The sequence below is a fragment of the Mesorhizobium sp. M7A.F.Ce.TU.012.03.2.1 genome (assembly GCF_004006095.1).
Lineage (GTDB): Bacteria > Pseudomonadota > Alphaproteobacteria > Rhizobiales > Rhizobiaceae > Mesorhizobium.
Window position 1 is genome coordinate 6,232,977 of record NZ_CP034779.1, and the last position, 19,174, is coordinate 6,252,150.

Here is a 19,174-nt window from a genome sequence, read left to right on the forward strand (position 1 = left end):
GTACGGGAGTAGGGAAAAGCAAAAAGATTGGCCGGCCGGGCTAAGAGCGCAACATATTCCCCTATTCCCTTATTCCCCTATTCCCCTATTCCCTTCCCGTCTGTCCCCGATGCCGCAGATAATGATCGGCGATAGCACAGGCAACCATTGCTTCGCCGATCGGCACGGCGCGGATGCCAACGCATGGATCGTGGCGGCCCTTGGTCATGATCTCGACGTCCCTGCCGTCCTTGTCGATAGACTTTCGCGGCGTCAGGATCGACGAGGTCGGCTTGACGGCGAAACGGGCGACGATCGCCTGGCCGGTCGAGATGCCACCGAGGATGCCGCCCGCATTGTTGGACAGGAACACCGGCTTGCCGTCATTGCCGATGCGCATCTCGTCGGCATTCTGTTCGCCGGTGATGCGGGCGGCCTCGAAGCCGTTGCCGATCTCGACGCCCTTGACCGCGTTGATCGACATCAGGCCGGAGGCGATGTCCTGATCGAGCTTGGCATAGATCGGCGCGCCGAGGCCTGGCGGAACGCCGTCGGCGACGATCTCGATCACCGCCCCGACCGAGGAGCCCGCCTTGCGGATGCCGTCGAGATACTGGGTGAAGACGGGTACGGAGGCCGGATCGGGGGTGAAGAACGGATTTTCGGCATCGCCGATGAAATTCCAGTTCCAGTTGGCGCGGTCTATGGATTTTTCGCCCATCGACACCAGCGCGCCGCGCACCACAACGCCCGGAACCACTTTGCGCGCCAAGGCACCGGCCGCCACCCTGGCTGCCGTCTCGCGGGCCGAGGAGCGGCCGCCACCGCGATAATCGCGCACGCCGTATTTGACCTCATAGGTGTAGTCGGCATGGCCCGGCCGGTATTGGCGGGCGATCTCGCCATAATCCTTTGAACGCTGGTCGACATTCTCGATCAGCATCGACACCGGCGTGCCGGTGGTGATCATCGTCTCGCCGTCCTCGTCGAAGATGAAGCCGGACAGCACCTTCACTTCATCCGGTTCGCGACGCTGCGTCACGAAACGTGATTGCCCCGGCCGGCGCTTGTCGAGGTCGGCCTGGATGTCGGCTCGAGTGAAGCGGATGCCGGGCGGGCAGCCGTCGACCACGCAGCCGAGCGACGGGCCATGGCTTTCGCCCCAGGTGGTGACGCGGAAAAGGTGCCCGAACGTGTTGTGAGACATGAAATGACCCTGCCCGGCAGCGGAGCCGGCTTGGCGCATGACCCCGAAAATCGGAGCGATTTTCGGAAAGGATCATGCGCAAAATCAACAATGCTACAGCGTCCTTTGCGCGTCCAAGAGGACGCGCGGCGCTGTAGGTTGCCTTCTATTGGCGTTTTTCACAGGGGTCAAACTGTGATCTGGCGGATTTAGTTTTGACACATTCGGTTGGTTTCTGCTCTGCTCCATCCGCCGTTGAACGCCCGCCGCCATGCCGGCGCAATGATAAAGAGGAACGATCATGCGTACCCTGATTGGCGCCATTGCCGCCACGCTGCTGCTTTCCACCGCCGCTTTCGCCGGCCAGACCGAAGGCCTGATCAAGAAGATCGACAAGGATACGGCGACGCTGACGCTGGATGACGGCAAGTCCTACAAGCTGAACGCCGAGACCGATCTCGACGCGCTGAAGCCGGGCATGGACATCGTCATCGCCTACGATGTGACCAATGGCGAAAACATCGTCACCGACATGGAACTGCCGGACAGCTCTGCCAACTAGAGCTTCCAACCTCAATTGAATGCTGTGTTTGCGGTTCAGCTTTCGCCGAGCCGCCTGCCAATGGCCTAAAGCGTGTCGCGTCTGAACGGATTCAGGCGACCCGCTTTAGGTCTTTGTTTTATGCATGCCGTTCTCCCAAAACCGGGGCCACTTTTGGGCGACATGCATTAAAGCCACTCCAGACTCTTGCCTTCGAGCTTGAGCAGGCGATCCTGCGGTATTTCCAGGTTCGCGGCCTCGTCCTCGGCCAGCCCCAGAACGAAGCGAAACAAGGTGCGCATGACGCCGCCATGGGTCACGCATATCGTCTGGCGTTCGATCGCGTCGAAGCATGGCCTCACCCGTTCGAGCAGCATCTGATAGCTCTCCGCACCTTCGCCGGGCGGCTGAAAGTTCCATTTGTCCAGAGCGCGCGTCCTGCTTGCTCCGGGATATCCTGTCTCGAGCTCGGGAAAGGTAAATCCCTGCCAATCGCCGAAATTGACTTCGACGAGGCGCGGATCGGTTCGATAGGCATCCGGATCGAGCTTCATCGCGGCGCGAACACGCTGCATCGTTTCGCGCGTCCGTTTCATCGGACTGGCGAGGAAATCGAATTCCCAGGGATTTGGGACCAACGCGGCTAGCCGAAGCCCGTTGCCGGTCGCCTGTTCGCGGCCAAGAGCGTTGAGATCGGTATCGGCCTGCCCCTGAAGTCGCATTTCGGCGTTCCACGCGGTCTGGCCGTGGCGCGCGATATAAACCAGCGGGTACATCAGGTCTTCCGGTGCGGGATCGGGACGGACGACGGTTGGCCGGGCGTTAGTCCTTGACCGTCGAAATATCAGGCGCGTCGACCGCCTTCATGCCGACGACGTGGTAGCCCGAATCGACGTGGTGCACTTCACCGGTGACGCCGCGCGACAGGTCGGACAGGAAATAGACGCCGGAATCGCCGACTTCCTCCTGCGTGACCGTCTGCTTCAGCGGCGAATTGTACTCGTTCCACTTCAGGATGTAGCGGAAATCGCCGATGCCGGAGGCGGCCAACGTCTTGATCGGGCCGGCCGAGATGGCGTTGACGCGGATCTTCTTGGCGCCGAGGTCGACCGCCAGGTAGCGCACGCTGGCCTCGAGCGCCGCCTTGGCGACACCCATGACGTTGTAGTGCGGCATGACCTTTTCGGCGCCGTAGTAGGTCAGCGTCAGCAACGAGCCGCCATCGGTCATCAGCGCCTCGGCGCGCTTGGCTATGGTGGTGAAGGAATAGACCGAAATGTCCATGGTGCGCAGGAAATTGTCGCGCGTCGTCTCGACATAGCGGCCGGTCAGTTCATCCTTGTCGGAGAAGGCGATGGCGTGGACCAGGAAATCAAGCTTGCCCCAATGTTTGGCGACATTGGCGAAAACCTCGTCCAGGCTCGCCGGATCGGTGACGTCGCAATGGCCGGCGACAAAGGCGCCCAGTTCCGCCGCCAGCGGCTCGACGCGCTTCTTGAACGCCTCGCCCTGATAGGTCAGCGCTATCTCGGCGCCATGGTCGACGCACGACTTGGCGATGCCATAGGCGATCGACCTATTGTTGGCGACGCCAAGAATGAGGCCGCGCTTGCCGGCCATTAGGCCCTGTCCACCCGCCATGTCAGCGCTCTCCGCAAGATTTCAGCTTTGTGGGTTGCCCTATCGCACAGGCACAGAGCCCCTTCAAGCGCTCAAACCGGACAGTTCAGGGGACAAAAGCCGCCGATCAGCCTTTTTGGCTGCGCAACAGCGCTTCGAGCGCGCTATCACCGCCTCCCGGCAGCATGATGCGCACATGAGCGTAGAGATCGCCGTGGCCGCCGGCCTTTTCCGGGAGGCCTCTGCCCTTCAGCCGCAGGACCTTGTCGGAGCTCGACCAGGCTGGAATGTTGACCGCGAGCCTGCCGGTCGGCGTCTCGACCGGCACCTTGGCGCCGAGCACCGCATCCGCCAGGGCCACCGGCAGATCGGCGTGCAGGTCGCGGCCCTCGATGCGGTAGCGTGGATGTCGGCGCAGATGGATCTTGACCAGCGCGTCGCCTGGCTGGCCCGGCCCCTGCTCGCCTTGGCCCTTGAGGCGGATGGTCTGGCCATCCTCGACATAGGCCGGCAGCTTGACCGCCACCTTGCGGCCGTCGGGGAACATCGCCGTCACCTTTTCGGCGGTCGCCGCTTCCTCGATGGTGACGTCGAGCGTCACGTTCAGATCGGCTGCTGTCGCCTGCTGGCGGCGATCGCCCGTGCCGGGACCGCGCGCGCCCGAAAAAGTGTCGCCAAAAATCTGGCTGAAGATGTCGCTGTTGCCGTCGAACGGATCGCCACCCGGTCGGCCGGAGCGGAATTCGAACCGCGAACCGCCCGGACCCTGCTGCCGGCGGAAGCCGCCGAAGGGATCGCCGCCACCGGCAGCGCCCTCAAAGCCCTGGAATCGCGGCTTGCCGTCGGCGTCGATCTCGCCGCGATCGAAAGCGGCGCGATTCTTTTCGTCGCCGACGATCTCGTAGGCCTGGTTGGCCGCGGCAAAACGGTCCTTCGCCTTGGGATCATTCGGATTCTGGTCCGGATGATGCTTCTTGGCGAGTTTCCGATACGCCGACTTTATGTCCTTGGACGATGCGTTCCTGGCAACGCCCAGCACCTCATAGGGGTCGCGCATGCTTACTGCCCTGGAGAAGAGTTGAGTCTCTGGTTGCCTCCTATATGCGCTCGCATAGGAAGAAATTCCAGTGCTGGAGCAGCATATCAGACGCGGAAAATCAGAGTGCCTTGAAGTCCTGCATGCGCCAGCCGCCGGCGCTGGCCAGGCACAGTTCGCCTTCGAACATGGCAACGCCGTCAAAGCTTTCGCGCGAGGCCTTGAAGCGGCGGCAGGTCTGGCCGTTGTCCTTCAATTCCGCCAGATCGGTGATGGAACCGCGCGAGCCGGTGCCGGCATTGGCCCACGGCACGGCCTGCCCGCCGAGCTGCTCGATATCGGCCGAGGAAACCGCATTGCCGATCGTCGTCTGGTCGGAGTCGCGATCCAAATTGGCCGGCGCGGCCGAGGCCGACGTGCTGCTGGTCAGGATCGAGCGGTCGACTTCGGCTTTTTCCAGGCTGAAGCCGCCGGCGCCACACGCGGCAAGCGGCAAGGCGACCGCCACGATCGCGGCTTTCGCGCTGGCCGAAGCGATAACGCTCCATTGCCTGCTGTCAAAAGCTTGCGCGATACGCGACAATCGGCAACCTCCCCCTTGCTTCGTTAAGAATCTTGGCTTTGTAAGATCTTGGCTTCGTGACAATTTGAGAAAAACTATGAGTGACACTGAGTTAACAAGCGGTGACTTTACCGAGGCTGCCGAGCCGTTTCGCCTCTTTGCCGCATGGCTGGACGACGCAACGAAAAGCGAGCCGAACGACCCCAACGGCGTGGCTCTGGCGACCGTCGATGCCGACGGCATGCCGGATGTGCGTATGGTGTTGCTCAAGGGGTTCGATGAAAGCGGGTTTGTCTTCTACACGAATTTCGAGAGTGCCAAGGGCCAGGAGATTCTTGGCAGCATGAAGGCGGCTATGTGTTTCCATTGGAAGTCGCTGCGCCGCCAGGTGCGCATTCGCGGACCGGTGGAGATCGTCAGCGACGCCGAAGCCGACGCCTATTACGCGACGCGGCCGCGCGGCAGCCGCATCGGCGCCTGGGCCTCGAAACAGTCGCGACCGCTGGAAAGCCGCTTTGCGCTGGAGAAGGCGGTGGCCGAATACACGGCACGCTATCCGATCGGCGAAATCCCGCGGCCAAAGCACTGGTCCGGCTTCCGCATCGTGCCCAGCACCATCGAGTTCTGGCACGACAGGCCGTTCCGGCTGCACGACCGGCTCGTTTTTACGCGCAGTGCGAAGGACGGCTGGGACAAGACCAGGCTTTATCCCTGAAGCGCCAATCTCCCCCCTCGTGGGGGAGATCGGCTGCTTCCACTTACGATTTCTTTCTCGTCATGAACGCGGTGAGCGCGGCGCGCGCCTCATCGGACTTCAGCCGCTCGCGAAAATGCTCGCTTTCCTCGCCGATGCGGGCGACGAGATCGTCGCGCGAACCACGCATCAGGTTGCGCGCGATCTTCAACGCCTGTGGCGGCTTGGCCGCGATCTGGCCGGCTGCCGCCAATACCGAAGCCTCCAGCGCTGCTTCCTCGACCACCTCGTAGATCAGGCCGGCGGCCTTGGCGCGCTCGGCCGAAAAACCCTCGCCAAGACCGAGCAGCGCGAAAGCGGCTTGCTGGCCCAGAATGCGCGGTGCCAGCAGGCTCGATCCCGCTTCAGGCACAAGGCCCAGGTCGACGAAAGGCGTCCTGAACACGGTGCGTGGCGTGGCGAAAGTCAGGTCGCAATGCAGGTTGAGCGTCGTGCCGATGCCGACCGCGATGCCGTCGACGCCGGAGACCATGGGTTTTTCGACCTTGGCCAGCGCCATCAGGAAATCCCAGACTTCGGTGCCGCCGTCGCCGCCGGTGGCGACGACCATGAAGTCGGCAAGGTCGTTGCCGGAGGAGAAGGCGCCGGGCACGCCGAGAAAGACATGGACGCGGATGGCCGGGTCGGCGTCGCCCTCGGCCAGGGTTTTTGACATTTTCGCATACATGGCGCGCGTCAGCGCGTTCTTCTTGTCCGGCCGATTCATGCGGATGATCTGGATGGCGCCCTGGCGCTCGACGAGGATATGGTCTGTCACGGTGTTTTCCTTGTGAAACGTCAGGCAGAGACGAGCGTCTTGCCGGCAGCGGCGAGGCTTTCGGCGCCATCGATGACGCGCGCCCTCAAGGCGCTGACCTCGCCGAGCAGGTTTTCGGCAAAGAAACGGCAAAGCGCTATGCGGTTGTGATCGGCAAGAGCACCGCGCGCCAGATAGGCGCCGCCGGCGGCAAGCGAGATCAGCCTGAGATAGGGCGTGGCGCCTGCCAGCGCCTCTTCCGATCGGCCATCGGCCGTCAGTTTTTGCAGGAAGCGGGTCGCTTCGCTGAGATCGCCAAGTGCCGCGTCGAGAGCGTCGGCGGTGCGGCCGAAACCCTGCATGTTCGAGGTCCGCACCGCTGCGGCCATATCAGCCAGTTCGGCGATGTAACCATGCACATGGTCGCCACCGCCGAGCGGCAGCTTGCGCATCACCAGATCGATCGCCTGGATACCGTTGGTGCCCTCGTAAATCGGGGCGATGCGCGCATCGCGATAGAAGGCGGCCGCTCCCGTCTCCTCGATGAAGCCCATGCCGCCATGAACCTGGAGGCCGAGCGAGGCAACCTCGACGCCGATATCGGTCGAGAACGCCTTGGCCAGCGGCGTCAGCAGATTGGCGCGATCGCGCCAGTATGCCGCCTCGTCACCGGCGGAGACACGGGCCATGTCGATGGCGTGGGCACAGGAATAGCTGATGGCGCGTGCGGTCTGGGTCAGCGCCTTCATGGTCAACAGGTTACGCTGGACATCGGGGTGATGGACGATAGGCGCCATACCCGTGCCAGTGTAGCTCGCGGCCTTGCCCTGCCGGCGCTCATTGGCATAGGCGATCGCCTTCTGCGTTGCGGCTTCCGCGACCGCCACCCCCTGCATGCCGACACAAAGCCGCGCATTGTTCATCATGGTGAACATGCAGGCGAGCCCCTTGTTCTCCTCGCCGATCAGCCAGCCGACGGCGCCGGGTTCGGCCCCTTCGAAGCCGTCGCCATAGATCATGGTGCAGGTCGGCGAGGCATGGATTCCGAGTTTATGCTCAAGTCCGGAACAGAAGACGTCGTTGCGGGCACCGAGCGCGCCATCGTCGCCAACCAGGAATTTCGGCACCAGGAACAACGATATGCCGCGCGTGCCGGCCGGTGCATCGGGCAGCCTTGCCAGCACGAGATGGATGATGTTGTCGGTGAAATCGTGCTCGCCATAGGTGATGAAGATTTTTTGGCCGAAGATGCGATAGCTGCCGTCACCCGCCGGCTCGGCGCGGGCGCGCAAGGCGGCGAGATCCGAGCCGGCTTGCGGCTCGGTCAGGTTCATCGTGCCCATCCACTCGCCGGAGACGAGCTTTTCGAGATATTTGGCCTTGAGGTCTTCGGAGGCGTGTTTGTCGAGCGCCTCGACCGCGCCCATGGTCAGCGTCGGGCCGATGCCGAAGGCCATGGCGGCGGAGTTCCACATTTCGAGCGCGGCGACGCCGAGCATGGTCGGCAGCGCCTCGCCGCCATATTCCTCAGGCCCCGAGAGCGCATTCCAGCCGCCATCGATCCAGCGGCGATAGAGTTCCTTCCAGCCGGGCGGTGTGGTGACGGCAGCGTCTTTCAGCACGGCACCTTGCCGATCGCCGATCTTGTAGAGCGGTGCGACTTCTTCGGTGGCGAAGCGGCCGGCCTCCCCAAGAACGGCATCGACCAGATCCTCGCCGAGATCGCCGAAGGTGCCGGCATCGAGCGCCGACTTCATGCCGGCCACGTGCTTGAGCGTGAAGGCGATATCCTCGACCGGTGCCCTATACATGCCGCCCACTCCTCCTGATGCCTCGGCCTGCCCAACCCTAGAACCGGTGCCGCTGCAAAACCACCCGCCGTATCAGCGGTCTCCCATCTTCTTTTTACGTAAACGTCAAATTTTGTCACGCGGATTTTGCAATCGCGGCGGCGCGTATTAAGTTCAACCCATGCCGGATCAAGTCGACCGGCGATGCAATCAGAACCAGCCAACCGGAACCGCCCATGCTTGCCAGACCCGACGCCTACCGCTGCATCGAATGCGGCCTGCCCTATCGAGCGGAGGGGTTCTGCTACCATGGGGGCAGACTGGACCATGGTGCCGCCTACTGGTCGGATCGCGGCATTTTGTGCTCGCCGCAATGCTCGCTCGCCCACCACCGCAAACGCGCCGCCGAAGGCACGCTGCGGCAAGAGCCGGCGCCTGACCCGTTTGAATTCTAGCGGCTGATGCGTCGCCAGCTCTTCTGGGAGCCAGCCCCCGAAAGCACTTCCTTAACCATAGGCGTTCAGGATTTGTTTTTGATCAACGGGGATTCCCTGTTTTGAAAAGGACGGCGCACCTCCTTCGCCGCTTGAAGAGTGTCGTACCGACACCCTTCAAGCCTCTGTTTCCTGCGCATGTCGTTGCCCCAAAACCGCTGCATACTTTTGGCCGGCATGCGCTGGCGATCCTCGCTCTTGCGGCGACGATGGCGCTTTCGACGGCGGCAACGGCCTCGGATTTTTCCGAGCCGTGGAAGAACGCCGACCGCGCTCTGGTCGTCGATGCCTACGAATATAATTCCATCGACTGGGCCCAGCTCGCCACCGACAAGCGGGTCGTCGGCTTCATCAACAAGGCCTCCGACGGCATGCCGCCGGCCTATTTCTGCCTGGGCAACGACATTGAGGTAAAGCTTTGCAAGGCGCTGTGGAAACGTCATGCGGTGACGCGCGAACTGTTCCAGACGCGCCGGGTGGTGGCCAAGGCACTCGGCCTGAAATGGGGCGCCTATCACCTTGCCCGTCCCGGCAATCCGGTCGAGCAGGCGAACAATTTCCTCGATTTCGCCGAGCCTGCGCCGGACGATCTCATGGCTCTCGACATCGAGGGCAATGACCCCTCGCAATGGATGTCGCTCGACGATGCCGAGGAGTTCGTACGCCAGGTGCATCGGCGCATCGGCCGTTTCCCGGTGCTGTACACCAACGGCAAGACCGCCCGCTACATTGCCGACAACAGCTACCGATACCGGCTCCTGTCGCGGCTGCCGCTTTGGTATGCGCGCTACACCAACGACATCGACGTGCATTTTCCGATGGGCAACTGGCAAGGCTACGCACTGTGGCAGTTTTCGGCGCAAGCCAATTGCGGCCGTTTCCGCTGCCCTTACAGGGTTGCCGGCACGCCTAACGACATAGACGTGAATGTCGCGCCGACAGACGCCGCCACGCTGCGCACGCAATGGCCGTTCGGTGGGCTTATCGACGTGCCGCCGGACTATCTCGCCTCGATACCGCTACCGGTTTCACGCGAGGCCGGCCTCGCCGGCAATGTCACCATCACCTATGCGTCTGTGGCCGCGCCGCCGACTCTCGAGGACATGGTTACAGCGTTGGGCACACGCTGGTCCCGTTTCCGCGACGGCTTCCGCATGCCAGTCGTGAAGACGGTGCCGCGACGGCCAAGCTTCGGCATTGTCCAATATGTCGCCTGGAAGCGGACCGAACGGCGTTCACCCGCACAACTCGACGCTGCCTTTGCCGTGTCCGATCCACTCAGCACCGCTTCCACCGAACTCGATCGCGGCCAGCGGTGAGCCAATGCGGAACTTCAGGTTCCCTGTTCGCGCGCTACGGCCTGCCAGCCGATATCGCGGCGGCAGAACCCGTCCGGCCAATCGATGCGGTCAAGCGCGGCATAGGCTCGTTTCTGTGCCTCGCCGACCGTGGCGCCTGATGCCGTCACGTTGAGGACGCGGCCGCCATTGGCAACCAGCGCGCCGCCATTGATGGCGGTACCGGCGTGGAAGATCTGGACGCCGTCGCTCGCCGCGTCTTCGACGCCGCGGATGACCGAGCCTTTTTCCGGCGTGCCGGGATAGCCTCTCGCCGCCATTACTACAGTGAGCGCGGCCTCGTCGCGCCAGCGCACCGAAGTATGCGCAAGCTGGCCGTCGGTCGCCGCATTGAGCAGGACCAGCAGATCATCCTTCAGCCGCATCATCAGCACTTGGCATTCCGGATCGCCGAAACGGGTGTTGTATTCGATCAACTTCGGTCCCTTGTCGGTGATCATCAGCCCGGCAAACAGCACGCCGGAGAACGGCGCGCCCAGTTCGGCCATGCCGCGCATGGTCGGCTCGATGATCTCGCGCATGGTGCGCTCGACCAGTTCCGGCGTCATCACCGGTGCCGGCGAATAGGCGCCCATGCCACCGGTGTTGGGACCGGTGTCGCCGTCGCCGACGCGCTTGTGGTCCTGCGCGGTACCGAAGGGCAGTGCGGTGGTGCCGTCGCAGAGGCAGAAGAAACTCGCCTCCTCGCCGGTCATGAACTCCTCGACCACAACTTCCGCGCCGGCGGCGCCGAAGGAACCGTCGAAGCAGGCATCGAGTGCTGCCTGTGCTTCACTGGGCGTCATGGCGACGGTGACGCCCTTGCCGGCAGCGAGCCCGTCGGCCTTGATGACGATCGGTGCTCCGGTCTTTTCGACATAGGCCTTGGCCGAGGCCAGGTCACTGAAACGGCCATAGGCGGCGGTCGGGATGTTGTAGCGGGCGCAGAGATCCTTGGTGAAACCTTTCGATCCTTCCAGCTGTGCGGCAGCCTTGGAGGGTCCGAAGACGCGAATGCCTTGCGCGCGCAGATCGTCGGCAATGCCGACGACCAGCGGCCCCTCCGGGCCGACCACGACGAGGTCGATTTTTTTCTCCCGGCAGAACGCGGCCACGGCGGCATGGTCGGCTAAATCCAGCTTCACCAGCTCAGCCTCGCTGCCGATGCCCGGATTGCCGGGAGCCGCATAGAGCTTTGTCAGCAGCGGTGATGCGGCGATCTTCCAGGCGAGCGCATGTTCGCGGCCGCCGGAGCCGAGAAGAAGAACGTTCATGGCCACCTCTTGATGCCGACTATCCGTTAGAGCACCCGCTATTGCTCTCTGGGCGACGGGTCAAGGCATCCGGGCGCATTGATGGGAACTGCGCACGGGAACGTTACCCCAGCCGAAAATCGGCGGCGCACATCGGCGTCGATTTTCTGGCCTCGCTTCAGCCCTGGTAGACCACCGGAAACCAGTCCTCGCGCAGCCTCTCGCCCGGCTGCATGCCGTGGCCATGATAGGGCGGCGAGGTGCGGCCCGGCCGCTCGACATAGCGCGCATCGTCACCCACCCAGCGCAGCGACAGCGCCCGGCGCCGCGCCGCGGTCAGGTTGCCGCGCGCGCCATGCGCGGTCCTGAAGTCGAACAGGATGGCGTCGCCCGGCTCCATTTCCCATTCGAGCACCTTCATCGACGGATCCTTGTCGGGATCTGGCACCGGGAGATAGTCGCCATCGCCGGCATAGAAATTGCTGTCGTCGAGCCAGCGCACTGGCAGGATCATCTTGTCCCATTTGTGCGAGCCGGCGATCAGGCGCAGCGTCGCCTCCTTCACCGGGTCGATGGGAATCCAGAAGCTCACGGTCTGCTGGCCATCGACGAAGTAATAGGGGATGTCCTGATGCCAGGGCGTCGGCTTCTGCGTACCCGGTTCCTTGACCAGCACATGATCGTGGAAGAACTGCGCGGTGCGCGACTGCATCACCGCGGCCGCCAGTTCGGCGGCCGGTGATTCCCGCACAACCTCGACGAATTCGGGAATGCGCTCCCAGTTGCAGTAGTCATCGAAGAAACTGCCGCGGCCGTTGGCGATGTCGGATGCGGTGACGCTGCGGTTCTGCATGTTGCGTTCGATGCCGGCGGCAATCGTGTCGACCCAGCCCTTGAAGGCGCCGCGAATGCAGACAGCGCCGTCACGCTGATAGTCGGCAATCGTGGACGCGCCGATCATGGTGGCGTCGATGGTGGCAGTCTGGGAAGCCATGGCGTTCTCCTCTGGAATGAAGCCACTATCGCAACACCTCTTCATTCGGTAAAATAATAACTTTCGATCTGACATATAGAGTGCCTCTATGAGTGTGACTCTCACGCAGCTGCGCTACCTGGTTGCCGTGGCGCGTCACGGCAGCGTCACCGGCGCGGCAAAGATGCTGAACGTCTCTCAGCCGTCGATTTCGGTGGCGATCGACGCGGTCGAAAAGAATTTCGGCCAGAAGCTGTTCGTCCGCCAGCGCGGAAGCGGCGTGTCGCCGACATCGTTCGGCCGCGCCGTCGTGGCCAAGGCAAGACAGGTTCTCACCGAAACGGAAGAACTCGTCGGCCTGGGTTCAAGCAAATCGGCTGTCAGCGGGGAACTCGTGCTGGGATGCTTCGAGGACCTGGCGCCGTTCTTCGCGCCGGCCCTGCTCCGCGCCTTCTCCGAACGCTATCCAGCCGTCAAGGTCGTCGTTCGCGACGAGACGTTCGAGACGCTGGGACGACGGCTGGGTGATGCGGCCATCGATCTCGGCCTGACTTATGATCTCAGCCTGCCGACGCATTTCGCCCGCATCCTGCTGCGCGAACTTCGCCCGCACGCGCTGTTGCCGGCAGGCCATGCCCTGGCGGACCGGCCAACGGTCAGCCTTGCCGATCTGGCCGCCTATCCGCTGATCACGACGGACCAGCCGCACAGCTGGCAGCACATGCTCGACCTGTTCCGCAGCCGCGGCCTTTCGCCGGTGGCCGATATGACGACAAGCTCGTTCGAACTGCAGCGTAGCATGGTCGCCAACGGCTTCGGCGTCGCGGTCAGCTATACCCGCCCGCACGGCGACCGCAGCTATGACGGCCTGCCGCTCATCTGCAAGCCGCTGTCCGATCCGCTGCCCATGCAGCGGATCCTGCTGACCTATGACACGCATCAGCGTGTGTCGAATGCAGCGCTGGCCTTCGTCGAGGTGGCCAGGGACTGGTTCGCTACCCGCGACATCTTTGCCTCGTGAAAGGCTGACGGGCACCACTCTCCCGCTTGCCGCTTGACGGTTTCTGCCGCTGCTGCCACTCCATGGACATGGAAAATATCCAGTCGAAAGCGGCCCAGGGCCGTGTCGCCGATGCGCCGAACGGCCATTGGGTCTACCGCGTGCTGCCGCACTCGATTTGGCCCTATGCGCAGCTTGCTCGATGGGACAGGCCGATCGGCTGGCAGTTGCTGCTGTGGCCGTGCTGGTGGTCGGCGGCCTTGGCGGCAAGCGCCTATCCGCGTCCGGGCGACCCGCTGCTCTCACTGCTGCCGGCACCAGTGTATCTCCTGCTGTTCCTGGTCGGGGCCATAGCCATGCGCGGCGCCGGCTGCACCTACAACGACCTCGTCGACGAGGACATCGACAGCCAGGTGGAGCGCACGCGCTCGCGACCGTTGCCGTCGGGCAAGGCGACGCGCCGGCGGGCATGGCTGTTTCTCGTCCTGCAGGCCCTGGTCGGCCTCGTCGTGCTCATCCAGTTCAACAGCTTCGCCGTCCTGCTCGGCATCTGCTCACTGGCGGTCATCGCCATCTATCCATTCATGAAGCGGATAACCAACTGGCCGCAACTGGTGCTTGGCCTTGCCTTTTCCTGGGGCGCGCTGATGGGATGGGCGGTCGAGTTCGGCGATCTCGATGGGCCTGCCATCATGCTTTATATCGGCTCGATCCTGTGGGTGATCGGCTACGACACGATCTACGCACATCAGGACAAGGAAGATGACGCCATTGTCGGCGTGCGCTCGACGGCACGCCTGTTTGGCGATAACACCAAATCGTGGCTGGCCGGGCTTTACGGCGGCGCGCTGATCTGCTTCGCCATCGCCTTCGCGTCGGCGCAAGCGCCGGTGGTGGCGCTGGCCGGACTGATCGCCGCCGGCGCCCATATGGCCCGACAGATCGCCGTGTTGGACATCGACAATCCGGACCAATGCCTGCGGCTGTTCAGGTCGAACAACCAGGTCGGCTGGCTGATCTTCCTTGGTCTGATCGGCGGCGCTGTGTGGGTGGCGCTGAAGCCGCTGGTTTAGTTGTCCAGCCGATAGATGGGTAACAGTTTGAACCGGATACATAGGTAACAGTTTTCCCCCTTATGATGGGTTCGCGGCAGCGCCAAGCGGTTGGGTTGGCGCGATGCCAGTCTCTCGCCAAACCATCGCCGGTCCTCCCGGCGGACAAGAAAACTGTCACCCATCTAATCAGTCCATTCTGTTACCTATCTATCCGGTTCGGACATAGTCTTCCTTCTCCCCGTCACTATACGGGGAGAAGGTGGCGGCAGCCGGATGAGGGGCAGCGCCGACCTTGGAGGGGAGGCAAGAGATTCATCGGCGACACAACGCATACCCAACTAAGTCTTAAAGTCGTGGCCAAACACTTAGGTCAGCGCTGCCCCTCATCGCCCTGCCGGGCACTTCTCCCCGTATAGGGACGGGGAGAAGAAGGCTAATCCCTCGAAATGATCTCCTGGCCGTCGATGACCAGCCTGAGACCGAGGGCGCCGGCCCTGCGGCGAGCGAGGAAACGCGGGCGGCGCGTGTTCGAAATCCGCCCCTTGCGCCGGTCCTGCGGCGGCAGCGTCTTGATGGCGGCACCGAGCGATTCTTCCAGGGTGCGGGCAACGCCGTCCGATTCGATCAGCAGCATCGGCAGACGGTAAGCGTCGGCCCAGGCGCGCCAGTCGGCGGCGACATCGTCGAGATCGTCGGCCACCAGCAGCGGCACCGACAGCATCGGGTCGTTGTGCAGGAGTTCCAGGGTCACCGTGACATTGCCGTCCGGGTCTTCCATGGCGCGGGCGGCAACGCCGCGGAACGCATTGGAGGGCAGAACGATGATCGCGGGCAGGCCGCTCATCTCGAGCAAGCGGCGGATCACGGCGCCGCGCTGGTCGATGGTGAAGGTTACATCGCCGTAGTCGTCGCGAGTCGCGTAGCTCACCACTTGCGGCAGGCGAAATGGGTCGAGACGCATGTTGCGTCCCGCCCAGACTGGCTTCAGTCCGGTGTTCATAGAGTGGCCTTCCTGTCTGTCTCCTGAGAGCCGGTGTCCGGTTCTCTCCGGGCCGGTTTTTCCAGCCTCGTTTGTATTGAGACAGTAGCGCGGGCTCCTTACCGCCCCGCTTAAGAAAGTCGGTTAAATTTTGCTGATCTCAGGGATGGTTATCGGAATCCCACCAGCCGCAACTTGTCGAAAGGTTCAGATAACCTTACCCGGATTCATGATGCCGGCCGGGTCGAAAGCGGCCTTCACCCTTCGCATCAGATCGATCGCCATTGGCGGCGCGGTGGCGATCAGTTCGTCGCGCTTCAACTGGCCGATGCCATGCTCGGCCGAGATCGAACCGTGCAGGCTGCGCACCACACCGTGCACCGCCTTGTTCATGGGGTGATAGAGAGCGAGGAACGCCTCATCGTCGCCGTCGACTGGCCGCGAAATGTTGTAGTGGAGATTGCCGTCGCCCATATGACCGAAGCAGACCACGCGGGCGCCTGCACTTACCGACGCCACGGCGCCGGCGGCTTCTTCGATGAAGCGCGGGATCGATGCAATAGGCACCGAAATGTCGTGCTTAATCGAGGCGCCTTCCGGCTTCTGCGCCTCGGGCAGCAGCTCGCGGAAATTCCAGAAGGCATCCCCCTGCCCGAGGCTCGCCGCAATGACGGCGTCGCCGACGAATTCCTGTTCAAGGCCGGCCGAGAGCACGTCCTCGATCAACGCCCGCGAATCCTCCGACGAACGGCCTGATGAAATCTGCATCAGCACATACCACGGCCAGTCCTCGATCAGCGGCCGCACCACGCCCTGGGCATGCGCCAGCGTGAAATCATATGGCCGTCTGCCGATCAGTTCGAAAGCGGTGAGTGCTGCCCCGGCACGGTCCATGGCCAGGCTGAACAGCGAAAGTGCGGCCTCGGGCGACGACAGGCCGGCGAAGGCGACTTCGCGCCCCTTCGGCTTCGGGAACAGCTTGAGCACGGCGGCGGTGATGACGCCGAGCGTGCCTTCGGCACCGACGAACAGGTTTTTCAGATCGTAGCCGGTGTTGTCCTTCTTCAGCTTGCGCAGATCGTCGAACACCTCGCCGGTCGGCAGCACCACCTCGACACCGAGACAGAGTTCGCGCGCATTGCCATAGGCAAGCACGCCGGTGCCGCCGGCATTGGAGGAAAGATTGCCGCCGATCTGGCAGGAGCCCTGCGCGGCCAGCGACAGCGGGAACAGCCGGTCGGCGGCGTCGGCTGCCTCCTGCAGCGTCTGCAGGATGACGCCGGCCTCGACCGTCACGGTGTTGGACAGGACGTCGATCTCGCGGATGCGGTTGAGCCGCGACAGCGACAGGACGATTTCGCGCCCGGACCTGTCCGGCACCTGCGCGCCGACCAGCCCGGTGTTGCCGCTTTGCGGCACGATCGGCGTTCCCGTCTCCGTCGCCAGCCGCATGATCCGGCTGACTTCGTCGACGCTGCCCGGCCGCAGCACCAGCGATGTCGCGCCGTGCCAGAGCCCGCGCCGCTCAATGAGGTAAGGCGCGATATCACGCTCGTCGCGCAGTGCATATTTGTCGCCGACGATCGCCGCGAAGCGATCGATGAGAGCGGGATCGAGTGTCTCTGTGATTTCGGTCATGGGGGAAAACTATGGTGTGGGCTGCGTGATGTCACGAGGGGCGGCGGCACGCGACAGCCGATCGTTGATGGCTTCACCGAGCCCGTCGAAGGGAATACGCTCGACGGCGATGGTCCGCGCGCCGCTGCGGTCGAGTTCCTGCATATAGGCGAACAGATTGCTCGCCGCTTCGCGCAGGTCCCCGGTTTCGGACAAATTGAGGAAGGCTTCGGCGCGGCGCCAGCCTTGTGCCCTCTGACCGCCGAAGCCGAGCAAAGCCTCGCCCTCGCCGACCGCGCCGGCATTGAGCCGCATCGCGGCACCCGGCGCGTAGTGCGAGGCGAGCATGCCCGGCGCCTCGACGCCGGCGGCACCGCCGCGCAACAATTCCATGCCGATGGCCGCCTCGATCTCCTCGGCGGCGATGCCGCCGGGCCTCAGCAGCCGCATTCTGTCCCCTTCGGCCTTGACAATGGTCGATTCCAGCCCGATCGGCGTCGCGCCGCCATCGACCACCAGCTTTATGCGCGTGCCGAGATCCGCCGCTACCGCTTGCGCGGTCGTTGCGCTGATTTTGCCGGATGAATTGGCGCTGGGCGCTGCAAGCGGGCGGCCGAGCCTGGCGATCAGCTCGCCGCCAAAGCCCCTCGGCATGCGCAAGGCAATCGTATCGAGCCCGGCGGTGACCAGCGGATGGATGCCGTTGCCGGGCCGTTGCGGCAGCACCAGCGTCAGCGGACCTGGCCAGAATGCCAGCGCCAGTTTCCTGGACAGCGGATCGAACAACGCGAGGCGCTCTGCCATCGCCATATCCGCGACATGGGCGATCAGCGGATTGAAGCGCGGGCGCCCCTTGGCTTCGAAGATGCGCGCCACGCCGATGCCGTTGGTGGCGTCGCCGGCCAGCCCGTAGACGGTTTCCGTCGGGATGGCGACGACATCGCCTTCCATGAGCAGCGCCAGCGCCCGCTCCAGCGCCTCGCCCGAGCCAAGTATTTCAGCCACTCTCGTCACCTCACAGATGCGGGGTGCGTAGTACGATGGCGGCCGTTGGGCAAGCCGCTGTTGGGTAACCGATTGTTGGCGAGCAGGAGCATTGGCGATTTATCAATCCCTAAAATGCTATGTTTCCACGAAAGCCGGCATCAATTCCGGCCTGCTATCGAAGAGCTTCTGGGCAAAGGGGAGCGACATCAGTGTCTGCGCGTATCCTGCTGGGTATCATTCTTGCTGTTGCGGCCGGCGAAGCCCAGGCGTCATCCCTGGTTTTTCCAGGCACGCCATCCTCCACACCATCGATCGTCAGGATCGGCGCCCCCAACCAGCCTGGAACCGCCGATGCGGTCAACGCCAGCGATGCGCTGTCGGTGGTGGCAAAAGGGGAAGCGCAGCCCGACGTCACCGATGAAAAGGTGGCGGCGATCCCGGACAAGCCCGCGACCGGGCACGGCTTCCAGCCAGGCCCGATGGTCATTCGTGGCGGCGTTACCGGTCCCGATTTCCCTGCACCGGCGCCAACCGCTGCACCAGCGACAGGTGCCGAGCCGGCCGCTGGCACGGCGCCGGCAACGGCCACCGCCTCCGCAGCCCCCTCAGGGAACGCCGAGAACCAACCCACGCCGCCGAGCGCTCCGGCGCCGGCAGCAGGGCAGCACATGCCTCCCAACGGCTACACCAAATAGCCCCGGCTCAAAGACAGCCGACATCGATGGCGTGACTTGACGGTGGTCTGGCGCCCGGCGCACCATTGCCAGGCAAACCCCGTTCTAGGCATTTCTGGCAGACGGGATTTCATCGCTAGGGGTAAAGGGGGTGATCATGAGAAAATCTGGAATCGTAACCGGGGCAGGCCTTCTGCTGGCGTCATTGCTTGGCGTCGTCGCGGCTCATGCCGACGATATGCTGGGATCCTATGTCGCGCGCATTTCCGATCGCGACCATCAGGCGAGTGACGGCTATGCGCTGGACAATGCCGCGCAGATGGTGCGGCAGGACCGCGCCAACTGGCACAAATTCCACCGCCGTGACAGCGACGACGAGGCTGATGGCTGGTTCAGGACCAACGGCCAGCGCGCCGACCTGCAACGCATGCTGGAACGCGGCGGTGCGATGAGTTCCTCGACCAAGCGCGCCATCGTCAATGGCGAACCGCTGATCCAGGTCGATGTCTACGAAAACAGCGTGCGCGTCAGCATTCTCGAGAACTGACCGTCGCCAGGGACGGCTGATCGTCGGCTTCGGGGACGGCTGATAGGAAAAGGC

20 protein-coding genes are annotated in these 19,174 nt (G+C 63.5%); 8 read left to right on the forward strand and 12 right to left on the reverse strand.

The features are described from left to right. Positions 1 to 85 precede the first annotated feature (85 nt). A complete protein-coding gene (aroC, locus tag EJ079_RS30925; RefSeq protein WP_127811012.1) occupies positions 86 to 1,186 on the reverse strand; it encodes a chorismate synthase in 1,101 nt (366 codons plus the stop codon). Positions 1,187 to 1,466: 280 nt separating this feature from the next. On the opposite strand from aroC, the gene EJ079_RS30930 reads away from it, so the two are divergent. Further along, positions 1,467 to 1,727, forward strand: coding sequence for a DUF1344 domain-containing protein (locus EJ079_RS30930; protein WP_027035965.1), 261 nt, complete (start codon positions 1,467 to 1,469; stop codon positions 1,725 to 1,727). 167 nt (positions 1,728 to 1,894) lie between these two features. Here EJ079_RS30930 and EJ079_RS30935 read toward each other — a convergent pair whose 3' ends face one another. The 4 genes from EJ079_RS30935 to EJ079_RS30950 all read right to left on the reverse strand — a co-directional run bounded on the left by EJ079_RS30935 (position 1,895) and on the right by EJ079_RS30950 (position 4,945). After that, positions 1,895 to 2,482: a histidine phosphatase family protein gene (locus EJ079_RS30935; protein ID WP_127397647.1), complete on the reverse strand. Its 588-nt coding sequence runs from the start codon at positions 2,480 to 2,482 to the stop codon at positions 1,895 to 1,897. A gap of 46 nt (positions 2,483 to 2,528) precedes the next feature. After that, positions 2,529 to 3,347 (reverse strand): enoyl-ACP reductase FabI, encoded by an 819-nt coding sequence (gene fabI / locus EJ079_RS30940; protein WP_127397646.1) that lies wholly within the window; start codon positions 3,345 to 3,347, stop codon positions 2,529 to 2,531. Positions 3,348 to 3,453: 106 nt separating this feature from the next. After that, entirely contained in the window at positions 3,454 to 4,383 is a 930-nt protein-coding gene (locus EJ079_RS30945; protein WP_127397645.1) for a J domain-containing protein, read from the reverse strand. A 100-nt stretch (positions 4,384 to 4,483) separates the two neighbouring features. Continuing rightward, the gene (locus EJ079_RS30950; RefSeq protein ID WP_027035968.1) at positions 4,484 to 4,945 is read right to left on the reverse strand and encodes an RT0821/Lpp0805 family surface protein; all 462 of its coding nucleotides are present in this window, start codon (positions 4,943 to 4,945) and stop codon (positions 4,484 to 4,486) included. A gap of 76 nt (positions 4,946 to 5,021) precedes the next feature. Here EJ079_RS30950 and pdxH point away from each other — a divergent pair, with 76 nt between their 5' ends. Then, positions 5,022 to 5,639, forward strand: a complete 618-nt coding sequence (pdxH, locus tag EJ079_RS30955) for a pyridoxamine 5'-phosphate oxidase (protein ID WP_127270335.1) — start codon at positions 5,022 to 5,024, stop codon at positions 5,637 to 5,639. Positions 5,640 to 5,682: 43 nt separating this feature from the next. On the opposite strand, the gene EJ079_RS30960 is transcribed toward pdxH, so the two are convergent. Continuing rightward, positions 5,683 to 6,435, reverse strand: coding sequence for a crotonase/enoyl-CoA hydratase family protein (locus tag EJ079_RS30960; protein ID WP_127397666.1), 753 nt, complete (start codon positions 6,433 to 6,435; stop codon positions 5,683 to 5,685). A gap of 20 nt (positions 6,436 to 6,455) precedes the next feature. Next, the gene (locus EJ079_RS30965) at positions 6,456 to 8,225 is read right to left on the reverse strand and encodes an acyl-CoA dehydrogenase (RefSeq protein ID WP_127397667.1); all 1,770 of its coding nucleotides are present in this window, start codon (positions 8,223 to 8,225) and stop codon (positions 6,456 to 6,458) included. 215 nt (positions 8,226 to 8,440) lie between these two features. On the opposite strand from EJ079_RS30965, the gene EJ079_RS30975 reads away from it, so the two are divergent. Further along, complete coding sequence (locus tag EJ079_RS30975) at positions 8,441 to 8,659, forward strand: hypothetical protein (protein ID WP_013532811.1); 219 nt, start codon at positions 8,441 to 8,443, stop codon at positions 8,657 to 8,659. Between the two features lie 248 nt (positions 8,660 to 8,907). Continuing rightward, positions 8,908 to 10,017: a glycoside hydrolase family 25 protein gene (locus tag EJ079_RS30980; RefSeq protein ID WP_164874017.1), complete on the forward strand. Its 1,110-nt coding sequence runs from the start codon at positions 8,908 to 8,910 to the stop codon at positions 10,015 to 10,017. A 14-nt stretch (positions 10,018 to 10,031) separates the two neighbouring features. On the opposite strand, the gene purD is transcribed toward EJ079_RS30980, so the two are convergent. Continuing rightward, positions 10,032 to 11,309, reverse strand: coding sequence for a phosphoribosylamine--glycine ligase (gene purD / locus EJ079_RS30985; RefSeq protein WP_127396941.1), 1,278 nt, complete (start codon positions 11,307 to 11,309; stop codon positions 10,032 to 10,034). Positions 11,310 to 11,466: 157 nt separating this feature from the next. After that, complete coding sequence (locus EJ079_RS30990) at positions 11,467 to 12,282, reverse strand: phytanoyl-CoA dioxygenase family protein (RefSeq protein WP_127811014.1); 816 nt, start codon at positions 12,280 to 12,282, stop codon at positions 11,467 to 11,469. 88 nt (positions 12,283 to 12,370) lie between these two features. On the opposite strand from EJ079_RS30990, the gene EJ079_RS30995 reads away from it, so the two are divergent. Further along, the gene (locus tag EJ079_RS30995; RefSeq protein ID WP_127396939.1) at positions 12,371 to 13,282 is read left to right on the forward strand and encodes a LysR family transcriptional regulator; all 912 of its coding nucleotides are present in this window, start codon (positions 12,371 to 12,373) and stop codon (positions 13,280 to 13,282) included. Between the two features lie 68 nt (positions 13,283 to 13,350). After that, positions 13,351 to 14,334 carry a 4-hydroxybenzoate octaprenyltransferase gene (ubiA, locus tag EJ079_RS31000; protein WP_164874018.1) on the forward strand — a complete coding sequence of 328 codons (984 nt, stop codon included), beginning with the start codon at positions 13,351 to 13,353 and terminating at the stop codon, positions 14,332 to 14,334. Between the two features lie 415 nt (positions 14,335 to 14,749). Here ubiA and EJ079_RS31005 read toward each other — a convergent pair whose 3' ends face one another. The 3 genes from EJ079_RS31005 to EJ079_RS31015 form a co-directional block, all read right to left on the reverse strand. Then, entirely contained in the window at positions 14,750 to 15,316 is a 567-nt protein-coding gene (locus tag EJ079_RS31005) for a DUF6101 family protein (RefSeq protein ID WP_127328402.1), read from the reverse strand. A gap of 186 nt (positions 15,317 to 15,502) precedes the next feature. After that, positions 15,503 to 16,933, reverse strand: a complete 1,431-nt coding sequence (locus tag EJ079_RS31010) for an FAD-binding oxidoreductase (protein ID WP_127811015.1) — start codon at positions 16,931 to 16,933, stop codon at positions 15,503 to 15,505. A 9-nt stretch (positions 16,934 to 16,942) separates the two neighbouring features. After that, positions 16,943 to 17,917, reverse strand: coding sequence for an L-threonylcarbamoyladenylate synthase (locus EJ079_RS31015; RefSeq protein WP_127811016.1), 975 nt, complete (start codon positions 17,915 to 17,917; stop codon positions 16,943 to 16,945). A gap of 191 nt (positions 17,918 to 18,108) precedes the next feature. On the opposite strand from EJ079_RS31015, the gene EJ079_RS31020 reads away from it, so the two are divergent. Continuing rightward, positions 18,109 to 18,594, forward strand: coding sequence for a hypothetical protein (locus EJ079_RS31020; RefSeq protein WP_127398982.1), 486 nt, complete (start codon positions 18,109 to 18,111; stop codon positions 18,592 to 18,594). A gap of 136 nt (positions 18,595 to 18,730) precedes the next feature. Further along, positions 18,731 to 19,120 (forward strand): hypothetical protein, encoded by a 390-nt coding sequence (locus EJ079_RS31025; protein ID WP_127271781.1) that lies wholly within the window; start codon positions 18,731 to 18,733, stop codon positions 19,118 to 19,120. The last annotated feature ends 54 nt before the right edge of the window (positions 19,121 to 19,174 follow it).